At 69.9% G+C, this 14,150-nt stretch carries 11 protein-coding genes; 10 read left to right on the top strand and 1 reads right to left on the bottom strand.

Annotation, left to right across the window (positions count from 1 at the left end):
* Positions 1 to 36 precede the first annotated feature (36 nt).
* Positions 37 to 753, top strand: a complete 717-nt coding sequence (locus B3098_RS16080) for a hypothetical protein (RefSeq protein WP_286897705.1) — start codon at positions 37 to 39, stop codon at positions 751 to 753.
* 55 nt (positions 754 to 808) lie between these two features.
* The gene (locus B3098_RS16075) at positions 809 to 2,002 is read left to right on the top strand and encodes a hypothetical protein (RefSeq protein WP_286897704.1); all 1,194 of its coding nucleotides are present in this window, start codon (positions 809 to 811) and stop codon (positions 2,000 to 2,002) included.
* 74 nt (positions 2,003 to 2,076) lie between these two features.
* On the opposite strand, the gene B3098_RS16070 is transcribed toward B3098_RS16075, so the two are convergent.
* On the bottom strand, positions 2,077 to 4,674 hold the full coding sequence (locus B3098_RS16070) for a carbohydrate-binding family V/XII (RefSeq protein ID WP_286897702.1): 2,598 nt from the start codon (positions 4,672 to 4,674) through the stop codon (positions 2,077 to 2,079).
* A gap of 412 nt (positions 4,675 to 5,086) precedes the next feature.
* Here B3098_RS16070 and B3098_RS16065 point away from each other — a divergent pair, with 412 nt between their 5' ends.
* From B3098_RS16065 to B3098_RS16030, 8 genes are all read left to right on the top strand, one after another.
* Positions 5,087 to 7,369, top strand: a complete 2,283-nt coding sequence (locus tag B3098_RS16065; protein WP_286897700.1) for a phage tail sheath subtilisin-like domain-containing protein — start codon at positions 5,087 to 5,089, stop codon at positions 7,367 to 7,369.
* A gap of 67 nt (positions 7,370 to 7,436) precedes the next feature.
* The gene (locus tag B3098_RS16060; RefSeq protein WP_056566211.1) at positions 7,437 to 7,961 is read left to right on the top strand and encodes a phage tail protein; all 525 of its coding nucleotides are present in this window, start codon (positions 7,437 to 7,439) and stop codon (positions 7,959 to 7,961) included.
* A gap of 12 nt (positions 7,962 to 7,973) precedes the next feature.
* Positions 7,974 to 8,699 carry a hypothetical protein gene (locus B3098_RS16055; protein ID WP_286897698.1) on the top strand — a complete coding sequence of 242 codons (726 nt, stop codon included), beginning with the start codon at positions 7,974 to 7,976 and terminating at the stop codon, positions 8,697 to 8,699.
* A complete protein-coding gene (locus B3098_RS16050) occupies positions 8,696 to 9,520 on the top strand; it encodes a hypothetical protein (protein WP_286897696.1) in 825 nt (274 codons plus the stop codon). The genes B3098_RS16055 and B3098_RS16050 overlap by 4 nt, the downstream gene beginning before the upstream one ends.
* Positions 9,517 to 10,809, top strand: a complete 1,293-nt coding sequence (locus tag B3098_RS16045; protein WP_218343006.1) for a DUF4255 domain-containing protein — start codon at positions 9,517 to 9,519, stop codon at positions 10,807 to 10,809. Before B3098_RS16050 ends, B3098_RS16045 begins: the two co-directional genes overlap by 4 nt.
* Positions 10,806 to 12,749 carry an ATP-binding protein gene (locus tag B3098_RS16040; protein WP_279970807.1) on the top strand — a complete coding sequence of 648 codons (1,944 nt, stop codon included), beginning with the start codon at positions 10,806 to 10,808 and terminating at the stop codon, positions 12,747 to 12,749. The genes B3098_RS16045 and B3098_RS16040 overlap by 4 nt, the downstream gene beginning before the upstream one ends.
* The gene (locus B3098_RS16035; protein WP_279970806.1) at positions 12,746 to 12,988 is read left to right on the top strand and encodes a hypothetical protein; all 243 of its coding nucleotides are present in this window, start codon (positions 12,746 to 12,748) and stop codon (positions 12,986 to 12,988) included. The genes B3098_RS16040 and B3098_RS16035 overlap by 4 nt, the downstream gene beginning before the upstream one ends.
* Positions 12,989 to 12,996: 8 nt before the next feature.
* Positions 12,997 to 14,145: a DUF4157 domain-containing protein gene (locus tag B3098_RS16030; protein WP_279970805.1), complete on the top strand. Its 1,149-nt coding sequence runs from the start codon at positions 12,997 to 12,999 to the stop codon at positions 14,143 to 14,145.
* Positions 14,146 to 14,150: the final 5 nt, after the last annotated feature.

The raw sequence follows: 14,150 nt of genomic DNA, 5'->3' as shown, positions 1-14,150 counted from the left end.
GCTCATGAATCACCCATTGCAGTCATGAATCACCCAATGCAGGACCAATTGACGTCGTTCTTTTACGCGCACGATGACGTGTTGCGCAGCCGCAGCGTCAGCAGCCGGCTGCTCGCGGGCCACCTGAACGTGCCCGCGCCGCCGGCGCGTCTGCTGGCCGATTGGGATCGCGAGATCCGCACGCGGCTGCTGCTCGAACCCGGCGACGTCGAGCAGATGCCGCTGTCCCGCACCCGCGCGCGCTGGCCGGAATTCGGCGAGTGCGTGCAAGCCATGCGCGACTGGACGCGCGCGCAAGGGCTGGGCGATGTGCTGGGCGCCAGCGACATGGCGCTGATGGCCTGCCGCGGCGCGCGCTATCACCACGACGGCAGTCAATACGGCAGCGCGGCGTTCTGCAATCTGTTCCTGTCCGACGACAAGGGTCTGGACGTGCATTTTCCCGGCACCGGCCACCGCATTGCGCTCACACGCGGCGTGGCCATCGTCTTCGACACCTGCCAGCCGCACGCCGTGATTCGCCGGCATCAAAGCGGGTACGACGATGCGGACTTTGCCGATGACCAAGATCTGTCCCAACTCTTTCTGACCTGGGAGCTGCCGATCGAAGATCCGGCGGTTGCGCGGGCGCTTGGCATTGTCTTCGACGTCGACACCGGAACGGCGTCGCGGCTGGAAGAGGAACAGGTCTGGGCAGATGGCCGGCGCGTTGGCGTGGACCCCGGCGTTGGACAGTGGCGGTCAGCAGATTAAAGCCCTGATGCGTCGGGTATATTGACCGGCCCACGTCTCAGGGTCCACCACGCAGATGCCCTTTCCCATTGCACGCCCGCTTTCGATTCCGTTTGGCGCCTGGGCGCTGGCCCTGCTGCTGCACGCGCCCGGCGAGGCCAGCGCCGCCGAGCGCACCGTCTACACGGGCACGCTGCAAGGCGTGGGCGACATCGTGATGGAGCTGGACAGCGCGGCTGCCGATGGCGAGCTGACCGGACGCTACTTCTATCCCAAGAACGGCGTCGACATTCCGCTCAAAGGCACCGGCAAATCGCTGGCCGAGCCGCTGACGTACCAGGCCGCCAAACAGCCGGGCGCAAAGCCTGCCGCCACCTGGCAAGGCACGCTCGACGCGCAGGGCTATCGCGGGGTCTGGATCGACACGCGCACGGGCAAGCAGCGCAGCTTCACGCTCAAGCGTGTTGCGCAGTACGACGCCAGCGCGCTGACGCCCGATGACGGCATCGAGTTCGGCGTAGAGATCGACGCGGCCCGCGTGCCCTACGACACGCTCAAACTAGCGGGCCATGCCGAGCCCGTGGGCGACGACATCGGCAGCGCCACCGTGGCCTATCGCATGTGGCGCGATCCGCGCACGCAGTTCAGCTACCCGCGCCTGTCGCGGCATCCGGACAAAGCGGTCATGGCGCGCGTCAACCATCTGCTCGAACAGCGCCACTGGCGCATGAGCCACGCAGCACTGGCCTGCAAGGCCACGGCCTACACCAGCGACGGCCCGTCCGCGGGCACGCTGGGCAACTACGAGGAAGAGGTCGTCAACGTACCGTGGCTGTCCAGCGCGATGATGACCGTGACCGAGTCCGGCAGCCTGGACTGCGGCGGCGCGCATCCCAACAACCACTTCGATCCTTACACGCTGGACTTGCTACGCGGCGAAACCCTGGATTGGAATCGCGTGTTCGACGCCTACGAGCCGAACAACCGCGAACCGCGCCCCGCGCTGAAGGAACTTGCCGGCCAGGTACAGAAAACCCTGGCGGCGCGCGACGAGGCGGGCCTGACGGAAGACCGCTCCAAGGAAGGCTGCTGGGATCTTTGGCCCACGTATCTTGCGCTGGGCGCGAGCGCTCCGGGTGCGCTGAGCCTGTCGGTGTCGGGCGTGGGGCACGCGTCGGGCGTGTGTCTTGGCACGCTGGCGCAGGTGCCGTTCAGCGATCTGGCGGCTTATCTGAAGCCGGGCGGACAAGCGTACCTGGTGCAGGACTGACTACAGACAACATGCGTGCCGGCCGCCGAGCCGGCACGCGTTGCGCGCCACGTGAGCGCGCTGCCCCTACCGACTCAACGCCGGAAGCCGCCGCCCCGGAACCCGCCAAACCCGCCAAAGCTGCGCCCCTCCATCCCGCGGCCCTGCCAGCCGCCCTCCGCGCGCCCCTGCCAGCCGCCGTCGCTGCGGCCTTGCCAACCGCCCGCGGACTCGTTCATGCGGTTCTGCCAGCCTCCGCCATCCATGCCGCCCGGTTGCGTTGAATAATCGCGCGCCTGACGCTGTGCGTTCAGGTAATTGGACTGCGTGTTCGGCTGAACCGGCTGCCACCCCGACGACGTGTGTTGCTGCCAGCCGTTGTCGTTGTGCTCGTAGACGTTGCCGTTGTGGTCCGCATAGACGTTGCCGTTGTTCCACGCCGCGCCGCTGCCGGTGTTGCGGTTGTAGGTGGCGCCGCGCCGGTCGACGCTGTCGGCCCCCTGGCCCGCCGTGCCGGTCGCGCTGGCGGCGGAGTACGTGGTGCGGCCGGTGTCGGCGTTGGTGCGCACGTTCTGCCGGCCCGCGGCCCATTGGCCGTCGTCGTTCTCTACCGCGCCCGCGCGGCCCGCGCCCGATGCGCCCGTGACCGGATCGGTGTACGCGCCCCGGCGTCCGGCGGCGGCGTTGCCCGTGTACTCGTTGTAGGCCGCGCCGCGCGTGCCTTCAAACGCGGCGCCGGTTTGCGGGTTGTAGCCTTCGGCGTGGGCGCCCTGCCACTCGGTGCCCGTCCAGCCGTTCCAGCCGGCCGCGTGCGTGACCGTGCCGGAACCGCCCCAGGCGCCGTAGACGTCGACCTTGTTGACGTCCACGCCGCCCCAATAGGGCGCGCCATAGTACGGTCCCCAATACGGCGCCGCGCCGCCCCAGGCCTCGGCGGCGGCAAACCCGAAGGCAAAGCCCGCGGCCGAATCGAAGGCGGCGTTGTAGCCGTAGCTGGGCGGATAGCCGACCCAGGTGTTCTGCACGATCGTGGGCGGATAGGAATAGCCCGTGCCGTAGACGACGGTGCCGTCTGGCGCCACAACCACGCCCATGTAGCCGGGTGAATAGCCGAACACCACGCTTTGCGGCGTGGCGCCGTAGACCTGCACATAGGTCACGTAATGCAGCGGCGAGCTGGCGGGAATGGCGTAGATGGCCGCCGGAACATGGTCGGCCACGCGCCACGGTCCGGTTGGCGAGTCCGACACGAACCACACCGCGTTCGACAGCGCGTAATAGCGGCCTTCCGCCTGGATGACCGGCACTGGCGAGTTCGTCGCGTAGTGCAGGGTCGTGCCGTCGATGGGCCGCAGCACCGGCGCGCCGCCGGCGTATTCGACCTGCAGCTTGGCGGCGCTGCGCGACACCGTGGCGGTCTGCGGAATGGTGGATGCGATCACGGCTTCGCGCGCCTGCGGCGTGCCGGGCACAGACACCAGCACCCCGCCTTGCGGATCCCGCGGCGGAATGCGCGCGAAATCGCGCGGCAGATCCTTGCCCGGCACATACGACCATGGCCCTTCCAGCCGCGCGCCGCGGAACCAGCGGCCGGACACCAGCAGGTAGTAACGGTTGTCGCCCGGGTTCATGAACACGGCGTGGTCGGCGTTGGTGACCGACAGCAGCGAAGTCCCCGGCACCGGCCGCAGCTCGGCCTGGCCAATCGTGATCAGCAGTTCCGCGGGCACGGTCGACACTTCGATATCGGGCGCGCGGTGCGGCGCCTTGCCGTCGTGCGGCATCAACGGGTCCGCCGCCGGACCGCGGCGCGCGGCGTCTGCCGCCGCAAGCAGCGCGGGCGACGGTTGCGCCACGGTGCTCCACGGCCCGTTGATGTCGCCGGCTTCGTACCAGTGGCCCGCGGCCTGCAGGTACAACCGGCCGGCGTTGTCGCCCAGGATCAGCGCGCGGGTGTTGATGACGCGGCGCCATCCCTGCGTGTCGGGCAGTTGGGTCCACGCGGGTGCGCCATCCACCAGCACCAGGATCGCCGGCACCGTGCGGTAGATGATGCGCGGCGGCGTGTTGTTCACCGGCACGGTCTTGGCGGGCGGGTTGTTCTGCGACAGCGCATAGCTCAGTTGCAGCGCATCCAATGGCGTGACCACGCCGTTGGCGGGGATGCGGGCTTCGAGTTCGCTGCGCAGGCGCGCGGCCTCCTGCGGCGCGGTGGGCACCTGCACGCGTTCGACGCGGAGGTCTGACAGGCGCACCAGCCCGGCCGGCTTGTTCACGTCGGCGCGGGCGGAAAACTCGGCGACGCCGTAGGTCGGGCTGCCCTTGGCCGGTCCCACCGCCACCGCCATGCGGCCGGTGAGGCGGCCGGCGGTCCAGGTGTCGATCTGCGGTTGGTACAGCTCGACCCGCTTGCCGTCGGGTGCGGTGAAGCTACGCGGCCATTGCAGCGCGCGCGCGGCGGACGAGTCTTGTTGGCCGGCGCCCGGTTGCGCGGCAGCAGTCTGGGTCGCGGGGGCTGACGCAGGCTGGCCGGCATTCTGCGGCTGCGCCGCGGCGCCAAACGCCAGCGACGTTCCGGCCGCCAAGCCCAGGACGACGCGCGTCATACGCAGGCGTCGGGCGGCATCGCCGGAGGTGGCAGGCAAGCGGGAAAACCAGTCATGCAAATGCAGCATTCGGGACACGCAATTCATCTCACGCTCCTTGAGGTTCTGGCCGCCTGCCAAACCGGCTGGGGCGTTCCGCCGCCCGGATGATCGCGGGCGGCGCCGCTTCGGGTTATACGCCAGCGCGCCCCGGGGTTCAATTGCGGCAAGACCGGAGCTGACCGCCCCCTGAATAAGAAACAGATGGTTAACGCCGTTAAAAAGCTATTGATCGCATCAATCAGAACTTCTATAACTCGTTCCTACCAGGGCTTGCTGCTTTTGCCCGATTGCCTTTCCGCTGCAATCCAACTAGAGCGGCGCAACGCCCGCCACCCCGCGCAAGCCTCGCGCGAATCGCCAGCCTTCTCCTGCCCGTCTCCCGTGGCGCGCTGGCGGCTCTCTAAGCCTCTCCTGCGGCTAGGACACTGATCCCGACAGCCGTGTGAAGGAGCAGCTCATGGCCCTTACCCTGTCCCATCCCGGGGTTTATATCCAGGAAATTCCCAGCGGCGTTCGCACGATTGCCGGGGTCGCGACCTCGGTCGCCGCCTTTCTGGGCGCGGCCCCGCGCGGTCCCGTCAACAAGGCGGTCCGGATATTCAGTTTCTCCGACTATGAACGCGCCTTCGGCGGACTGGCCGACGATTCCGAGCTGGGCTATGCCGTGCGCCAGTTCTTCGTGAACGGCGGCACGGACGCCTGGGTCGTGCGCGTGGTCAAGGAGGCGTCGCCCGCGCAGCGCACCTTGCGCAGCGCAACCGCGGTGGACGTGCTGACAGTGCGGGCGCTGGACCCCGGCGTATCCGGCAACAGCATTCAGGTCCGCGTGGACCACGCCACCGCCGTGCCCTCCAGCACCTTCAACATCCAGTTCATCCGCGGCAGCGACGGGCGGGCGGAAAGCTACGCCAACGTCTCGTTGAACGCCAAGGATCCGCGCTATCTGCTGGATCTGGTGCAGGGCGTATCGCAGCTCGTTCGCCTGGAGCGGATGCTGTCGCAGGGCGCGCTGGATGCGCTGCCGGCGGGCACCAGCGTCAGCGGCACGCTGGGCGACGTGCAGACGCTGCTCGATGCGACGCACACGGATTTCCGCGTGGCCGTGAACGGGCTGGAACCCGTGGGCGTCAGCATCGCGTTGCCTGGCGACATTGCCGGCGGCACCGCGACGCAGCGTCTGACCGCGCTGGCGGCGGCAATCCAGACCAAGGTGCGGGCGCAGGCGCAGGGCCGGGCGGCGCTGGCGAACTTCACCGCCGCGCGTAACGGCAACACGCTGGTGATGACGTCCGGCGCGGGCGGCGAAAACGCCAGCGTCCGCGTGCTGCCGGGCGCGCGCAACAACGCCGCGGGCGTGCTGATGCTGGGGTCGCTGGCCGGTGGGGTCGAAACCGACGGCGCGGCCATCATCCGCCCCGCGCCCACGCCCGATGCGGCGACGCTGACCAGCGACGCCTTTGGCGCGACCGACCTGGACGCGCTGCCCGACGCCACGCACACCAGCCTGCGCATCACGCTGGATGGCCTTGGACCGGAACTGGTCAGTCTGGGTGACGCCACCGCTGCAGGCGGTTCGCTGGCCGCCAAACTGGAAGACGTGGCGGCGCGCCTTCAAGCCGCCGTGCGCGCGCTGCGGCCGGGCACGCCGGCCTTCCGCGACTTCACGGCGCGGGTGCAAGGCAGCACGCTGGTGCTGGCCAGCGGCTCGCGCGGCCTGGGCTCGACCATCGCGGTGGCGGCCGCGCCGGCCAACGACCTGGCCGCCTCGCTGCATTTGCTGACCGGCGCCGTCGCCTCGCCGCCCCCGGTCGATGCGCTACTGGAAGGCGGCACCGAAACGCCGTACGGGCCGGACGACGTCTATGCCGCGTTTATCGGCAGCCGCGCGCTGCGGCAAGGGCTGTATGCGCTGGAAGACGCCGACATCTTCAATCTGCTCTGCCTGCCGGCCATCACGCACAGCGGCGTGCTGGCCGATGCCGCGTCGTACTGCGAAGAGCGGCGCGCCTTCATGATCGTGGATGCCCCGCCCACCGCCACCGATCCGGCGGCGATGGTGGCGGTGGCCAACGGCACGGCGCTGCCCAAGTCCGATCACGCCGCCGTCTACTACCCGTGGACGTACGTGTCCGATCCGCTCAAGAACGGCAAGCCGCGTCTCGCGCCACCGTGCGGCACCGTCGCCGGCCTGTACGCGCGCACCGACGGCAACCGCGGCGTATGGAAGGCGCCCGCGGGCACCGACGCCAACCTGACCGGCGTCATCTCGCTGGCCGCGACGCTGACGGACGGCGAGAACGGCAGCCTGAATCCGCTGGGGGTCAACTGCCTGCGCACATTTCCGGTGTATGGCGCGGTGTGCTGGGGCGCGCGCACGCTGCGCGGCGCGGACCAGCTCACCTCGGAGTACAAGTACGTGCCGGTGCGGCGCCTGGCCCTCTACCTCGAAGAGTCGCTGTATCGCGGCACGCAGTGGGTGGTGTTCGAGCCCAACGACGAGCCGCTGTGGGCGCAGATCCGCCTGAACATCGGCGCGTTCATGAACACGCTGTTCCGGCAAGGCGCCTTCCAGGGCAGTTCGCCGCGCGAGGCCTATCTGGTCAAGTGCGACCGGGAAACCACCACGCAGGACGACATCAATCGCGGCGTGGTCAACATCCTGGTGGGGTTTGCGCCGCTCAAGCCCGCCGAGTTCGTCGTCATCAGCATCCAGCAACTGGCCGGCCAGATACAGGCCTGAGCCCGGCACGCCCCGGCGCCGCATGCGGCCCGGCGCGTTTGCCGACCACGGTTACCAGGAGATTGCCATGGCGCAGTTCACCGTCAATCCGCAGCGCTTCGACCCGTACAAGAACTTCAAATTCCGGGTGAAGTGGGATGGCCGCTACGTGGCGGGCGTCAGCAAGGTGTCGGCGCTCAAGCGCAGCACCGAAGTGGTCGAGCACCGCGAAGGAGGCGACCCGTCCAGCGGACGCAAATCGCCAGGCCGCAGCAAATTCGAGGCGGTGACGCTGGAACGCGGCGTCACGCACGACCGCGAATTTGAGCAGTGGGCCAACAAGGTGTGGAACTTTGGATCGGGCCTGGGCAGCGAGGTGTCGCTGAAGAACTTCCGCAAGGACCTCATCATCGAGGTCTACAACGAAGCCGGGCAGCTCGTCCTGGCCTACAAGGTATTCCGCTGCTGGGTGTCGGAGTACCAGGCGATTCCCGATCTGGATGCGAACGCCAACGCGGTCGCCATTCAGACCATCAAGCTGGAAAACGAAGGATGGGAACGCGACTACGAAGTCGCCGAGCCATCCGAACCGAGTTTCGTCGAGCCGGCTTGATGGAGCGCCGCGATGAACGCCCTGATCGAATCGCAGATTCTTGCGCTGTGGGAGGCGGGCCGTGACTGTCATCCGATAGACCGCGGCCTGCTCGCGCTTGCCGAGGCAATGCCTGGCGTGGATGTCGCGTCACGGCCGGTCGGATGGCGGAACCTGGCGCTGCTGCGCCTGCGGCAAGCCACGTTCGGGCCGCAACTGGCCGCTTGCGCCGATTGTCCGGCATGCGGCGCGGCGATGGCGTTCGACCTGGACGTGGCCACGCTGCTGGAATCGGTGTCCGCGCCGCCGGAACGCGCATCGGCCGAGCCGATGTTCGACGCGCATGGAGCGGCATGGCGTCTGCCCAGCAGCCGCGACCAGGCGCAGGCCGCGGTGGCCGCCGACAGCGACGCGGCGCTTGCGTTGCTGCTGCGTGCGTGCCGGGTTGACGCACCGCCCGACGCCGGCCTGCCGCAGGGTGCGGCGCTGGACGACATCGAAGCGCGCATGGAAGCGCTGGATCCCGCCGCCAACATCGAGCTGTCGTTGCGCTGCGCGGACTGCGCGCACGCGTGGACCGTGGCGCTGGACGCCGACGCCTGCGTGTGGGACGACATCAGTCTTTGCGCGCGGGGACTGCTGCGGGATGTACATCGTCTGGCGCGCGCCTACGGCTGGACCGAACCGCAGGTGCTGGCGCTGGGACCTGCCCGGCGCGCCGCGTATCTGGAACTGGCCGACAGCGAGGCGCTGCCATGAGCGGCTTCCTGCGCCAGCTTGCGAGCCGCAGCGTGGGTTCCGCACCGCGCCTGCGCAGCGCGCCGTCGCCGCGGGCCTTGGCGCTTGTCGGGACCGTCCCGCGTGATGCTTGGCGGGGAGAGGCGCAGGAGCTGCGAGCTGCGCAGGCGGCGCCGGACGCGCGCGTCCAGGCGGGCAGAGACGACGCGCGATCCAGCGCGGCCAGCTTCGCGCAGACGCCGTTGCACGCTGCGGATTCCGGTGGGATTGGTCAGACAGAATGGAACGTTGATGCGGCGGGCGCGAACGGGCCTGACGCGGCGCATGACACACGCCGGCATCGCACGCATTTCAGCGTGACAGGGCCGATCGCCGACGCGGACGTGCCCCCACGCAACCCGGCGCGAGGTGATCAAGAGGCGCCCTCGCCGGTTCGCCAATCGCGCGCGCTTCGGTCCATCGAGGCAGACAAACACGTCGCCGACGACCGGCAGACCCGCCACGCGGCCGTATCGCCAATCACGTCGCCCTTACCGGCAGATATGTCAGGCGCTCACGAAGTCACTGACAATGGCCGCCCTGCTGCCCCACGCGACGCGGCCTTTTCAGTCGAGGCTCGTGACCTTGCCGGCCCCCACGCACGCAACGCACGAAGCCGCGCCGCCGATGCGGCGTCCGTCTCCCGCCTTCCCGCGCAGCCGCCCTCTCCGCCCGACGTCCACATCACCATTGACCGCCTGGAAGTCGCCCCCCCGCCCCAACGCGCGGCGCCCGCCGCCCCGCGATCGTCCGCGCTGTCGCTGCGCGCCTACCTGACCGCCAGACGCGCGGGGCTGCCATGAGCAACGCGCTGGCGATCGCGGCGGTCACCGCCGTCATCAAGGACCTGCTCGACTCGGGCATGATCGACCACGCGGTCACGGACGCGCTTGGCGCGGGCGTCAAGGTGTCCGCGCTGGCGCCCGACGCGGTGTCGCTGGACAACCAGGAAGATCCGCAACTGAACCTCTTCCTGCATCAGGTCACGCCCAACGCCGCGTGGCGCAATGCCGCGCTGCCGTCGCGCGATCCGGCAGGCGATCGCATCGCGAATCCGCCGCTGGCCCTGGACCTGCACTATCTGCTGACCGCGTATGGCCGCGCCGAGCTGCAAGCGGAAGTGCTGCTGGGCTACGCGCTGCAATTGCTGCACGAATCGGCCGTGCTGCCGCGCGAGGCCGTGCGCCGCGCGCTGGATCCGGACGTGGTCGATGGCGCCATCCTGCCGACGGTTTACCAGAGCCTGCGCAGCGCGGACCTGGCCAGTCAGATCGAACTGTTGAAGATCACCCCGGCAGCGCTGGGCGCGGAAGAGATGTCGCGCCTGTGGTCCGCGCTGCAGGCGCATTACCGCCCGACCGCCGCGTTTCAGGTGTCGGTGGTGCTGATCGAATCCCGGCGGCCCGCACGCGGCGCCCTGCCCGTGCTGACACGCGGGGAAGCCATTCCCGGCACGCCGCGCGACCGGGGTGTGCTGGTGTTCCCCGGCCTGACGCCGCCGCTGCCCACGCTGCTATCGGTGCAACCCGCGGGCAGGCAGCCGGTTGCCGTGCCCGGCGGCGCCGTGACGTTACAGGGCCATCATCTGGATGGCCTGGCGCGCACGGTGACGCTGCGCCATTCGACGCTGGATGCCGAACGCAACGTGCCCGTCGAGGCAGGCACGGACGCGTGGTTGCGGCTGACGATGCCGTCGGACCTGCCGGTCGGCGTCTATCGCGTGCATGCCACGGTGCAGGCCAGCGATACCGGCTTGCGGCGCGACAGCAATCAGTTGGCGCTGGTGCTGGCGCCCGAGCCCGTGCTGCCACCGGCCGCCGCCACGCGAAACGCGGGCACGGTGCGCATCACGTTGGGCATCGCGCCGCCGCTGTTGCCCGGCCAGGCGGCCAGCCTGCTGCTGGGCGACCGCGAGCTGCCCGCTGAACCCGCCACCGCACCCGCCAGCGCGCTCATCTTCGAATGGCGCGACGCGCCACCCGCCGGCGCGCGCTTTCTGGTGCGGCTGCGGGTGGACGGCATTGAAAGCCCGCTGGTGGACCGCGAGGCGGTCCCCGTCCGCTATCTTGACCGCCAGATCGAGCTGCCATGAACGCGCGCGCGCCCACCGACTGGATCGAAGCCAACCAGCAACTGCTGGCCGCCGAGTTCACGCGGCTGCGCACAAGGCTGCGCAAGCCGGGCAGCCGGCCGCCGCGCCACGGCGCGCAGCAGCTTGCGCAGGCGCGCGCCGCGCTCCACGGCGACTCGGCCATCGACCAGTTGACCGCCACCTTCGGCCTGTCGGCGTTCGAGCGTGATCTGCTGCTGCTGTGCGCCGGCATCGAGATGGATGCGGTGCTGGCCGATCTGTGCGCCCACGCGAACGGCCGGACCGGCAGCCAGCGTCATGCCAGCTTCGCGCTGGCGCTGGCCGAGCTGGAAGGCGCGCATTGGAGCGCCCTGTCGCCGCAGCGTCCGCTGCGCCGCTGGCGCCTGCTGGACGTGGACGACACGGCGGACCTGAGCACCGCGCGCCTGCGCATCGACGAACGCGTGCTGCATTACCTGGCCGGCCTGAACGAGCCGGACGCGCGACTGCGCCCGCTATTGCGGCCGGCGCTGCCCCTGCCCCACACGGCGACCGCGCACGAAGCGGCGGCGAAACAGATCGCCGCGCAGGTCACCGCCGCGCAAGGCACGCCGCTGCCGGTGTTTGTGCTGGAAGGCGATGACCCCGGCGCGCAGGAAGACGTAGCGGCGCGCGCCGCGCATGCTGCGGGCCTCGCGTGCCTGGCGCTGCAGGCAGAAGACGTGCCGGCGGACGCCGCCGAGCGCAACGTCATGCTGACGCTCTGGCAGCGCGAGGCAGTGCTGCTGGGCGCCGCCCTGTTCATCGACGCCTCGGAGGGCCTGACGCCGGCGGCGCGGCATCTGGTGGAACAGGCCGGCGGGCTGTGCCTCGTGGGCGTGCGCGAACCCGTCACGCTGCGCGCGGCCTCGCGCCCGTGCGCCGTCTCCCGGCCGCAAGAGGCCGACCGCAGAACGCTGTGGAGGCAGGCGTTGGGGCCGCAAGCCGCCGCGCGCGTTGGCGATGCCGTGGACCAGGCGGCCAGCCAGTTCGGGCTGGACTCGCGGACCCTGCAGCGCACCGCCGCCGCGCTCGCCCCCGCCTTGCAGGAACCCGGCGCCGATCCGGCCGCCGTGCTGTGGCAGGGCTGCGCGCAGGCCAGCCGCCGCAAGCTGGACGGCTTGGCGCAGCGCCTGACGCCGGCCGCAGGCTGGGACGACCTGGTGCTGCCCGAGCCGCAACGCGCCGTGCTGCGCCAGATCGCCGCGCATCTGCGCCAGCGCTATCGGGTCCATCAAGACTGGGGGTTCGCGGCCGCGCAGTCGCGAGGCCTGGGTCTTGCCACCCTGTTCACCGGCGAAAGCGGCACGGGCAAGACGCTGGCCGCGGAGGTGCTGGCGCGCGAAACCGGGCTGGACCTGTACCGCATCGACCTGTCCGCCGTCGTCAGCAAGTACATCGGCGAGACCGAGAAGAATCTGCGGCGCCTCTTCGAAGCCGCGGAAGACGGCGGCGCGATCCTGCTGTTCGACGAGGCAGACGCGCTCTTTGGCAAGCGCTCGGAGGTCAAGGACAGCCACGACCGCTACGCCAACATCGAAATCAGCTATCTGCTGCAACGCATGGAGTCGTACCGGGGCCTCGCGGTGCTGACCACCAACCTGAAGTCCAACCTGGACAGCGCCTTTCTGCGGCGGCTGCGCTTTGTCGTGCAGTTTCCGTTTCCTGACCTGGAGCAGCGCGCGCGGATCTGGCGCGGCGTGTTCCCGGCCGCCACGCCGACCCGCGATCTCGACCCGCACCAACTGGCGCGCCTGAACCTGACGGGCGGCAGCATCCGCAACGTCGCGCTGAACGCGGCCTTTCTGGCCGCCGACGCCGGCTCCGAAGTCACCATGGCTCACGTGCTGCAAGCCGCGCACGCCGAAGCCGCCAAACGGGAGCGGCCACTGGCCGATGCCGAAACGAGGGGATGGCCATGAAATCCGCAATTCACCTGCATATCCGCGCGCTCAGCCTGCCGAGCCATGACGCGGCCCAACGCAATGCATTCGTTGCCGCGCTGGTCCACGAGCTGGTCCGGCGCGCGGCGCAGAACGGCGGCGCGGCCGCGGATTCCCATGCCGAAGAGGTGCGCACCGTGGCGGACGGCGCGCAACCGGCGCAGACGGGCACGCAAGCGGGCCGCGCCATCGCGGACACGTTTCATCTGAAGCATTGAGCCGAGCCATGAGAACGTCCTTGTTCACGCCTCGGCCGGACACGTCGCCACCGCGCTCGCGCCTGGTGATGCGGCGATGCGCCTGCGGGTGCGGCGGCAAGTCGAAATGCGCCGCCTCGTCGTCTGCCGGTCGTGCAAGGGCGGCCCTGCCCGATCAGGTCGAGGACGTGCTGCGTAGCGCGGGCCAGCCGCTGGCCTCAGCAGACCGGATGGAATTCGAGCGGCGCTACGGCCACGATTTCGGCCGCGTGCGCATCCACGCGGATGCGCGGGCCGCGGAATCGGCGCGCGCGCTGGATGCGCAGGCCTACACCGTCGGCCCGCACGTCGCCTTCGGTGCGGGCCGCTACGCGCCGGACACACGCCCGGGCCGCGACCTGCTGGCGCACGAGCTGGCGCACGTCGTGCAGCAGCAGGGGCGCTACCGTCCCGGGCTGCCGCTGGAACTGGGCCCGTCGCACTCGCCGCAGGAAGCGGAAGCCGACCGCGCCGCGCACAGCCTGTCACGGCCCACGGCGGCGCCGGGCCTGGCGCAGACCGTGCAGCGCGCCGGCATGGGCGACCTGCGCGTGGCCGAAGCCGAGGCACGCAAGTGCCCCGCCACGCACACCATGCCTGACGACGTGTATGACGCGGTCAACGAGGCCTGGTCCAAGTCCGGCCACGGCGGCGATACCGTGCAGGAACATGGCGGGCGCATCGTGTCCGACAAGGACGGCAAGCGCGTGATCCGCACCGGATCGGGCGGCGGCGGCAGCATCAGCCTGCCCGCCGAGGAAAAGGGCGACTACACGCTCGGCACCTTCCACACCCATCCCTACAGCAAGTCGGAGAAGTCGAAGCTCGGCGTGGCGTTTTCGGGCGGCGACGTGGCCAACTTCATGGCCGGCAATCAGGGCTGGGTGAAGTACGTGGGCGCCGGCAGCTGCAACTACGCGCTCAACATCCAGGACTACGAGGCCGTGTACGACTGCCGCAAGCGCAATGTCGACTTCAAGACCCGCTGGAACGACGCGTTCGCCGCCGCCACCGGCACGTTCCAGGCCAAGGTCGAGACCGCCGTGCGGGCCTCGGTCGACGGCTGCGGCATCTGCTTTTATCGCGCCTGCCGGCCGGACGACGCGAGCGCCGTGCCCAAGAACATGAACCTGATCTAGGAGCC

The sequence above is a fragment of the Achromobacter sp. UBA2119 genome, assembly GCF_002331005.1.
Taxonomy (GTDB): domain Bacteria; phylum Pseudomonadota; class Gammaproteobacteria; order Burkholderiales; family Burkholderiaceae_B; genus Achromobacter; species Achromobacter animicus.
This window is presented reverse-complemented; position numbering and strand designations above follow the sequence as displayed.

Excerpts from the sequence above, each read along its gene's own strand:
- B3098_RS16080 (WP_286897705.1), top strand. The coding sequence starts at position 37 with ATGCAGGACCAATTGACGTCGTTCTTTTACGCGCACGATGACGTGTTG.
- B3098_RS16075 (WP_286897704.1), top strand. The coding sequence starts at position 809 with ATGCCCTTTCCCATTGCACGCCCGCTTTCGATTCCGTTTGGCGCCTGG.
- B3098_RS16070 (WP_286897702.1), bottom strand. The coding sequence starts at position 4,674 with ATGAATTGCGTGTCCCGAATGCTGCATTTGCATGACTGGTTTTCCCGC.
- B3098_RS16065 (WP_286897700.1), top strand. The coding sequence starts at position 5,087 with ATGGCCCTTACCCTGTCCCATCCCGGGGTTTATATCCAGGAAATTCCC.
- B3098_RS16060 (WP_056566211.1), top strand. The coding sequence starts at position 7,437 with ATGGCGCAGTTCACCGTCAATCCGCAGCGCTTCGACCCGTACAAGAAC.
- B3098_RS16055 (WP_286897698.1), top strand. The coding sequence starts at position 7,974 with ATGAACGCCCTGATCGAATCGCAGATTCTTGCGCTGTGGGAGGCGGGC.
- B3098_RS16050 (WP_286897696.1), top strand. The coding sequence starts at position 8,696 with ATGAGCGGCTTCCTGCGCCAGCTTGCGAGCCGCAGCGTGGGTTCCGCA.
- B3098_RS16045 (WP_218343006.1), top strand. The coding sequence starts at position 9,517 with ATGAGCAACGCGCTGGCGATCGCGGCGGTCACCGCCGTCATCAAGGAC.
- B3098_RS16040 (WP_279970807.1), top strand. The coding sequence starts at position 10,806 with ATGAACGCGCGCGCGCCCACCGACTGGATCGAAGCCAACCAGCAACTG.
- B3098_RS16035 (WP_279970806.1), top strand. The coding sequence starts at position 12,746 with ATGAAATCCGCAATTCACCTGCATATCCGCGCGCTCAGCCTGCCGAGC.
- B3098_RS16030 (WP_279970805.1), top strand. The coding sequence starts at position 12,997 with ATGAGAACGTCCTTGTTCACGCCTCGGCCGGACACGTCGCCACCGCGC.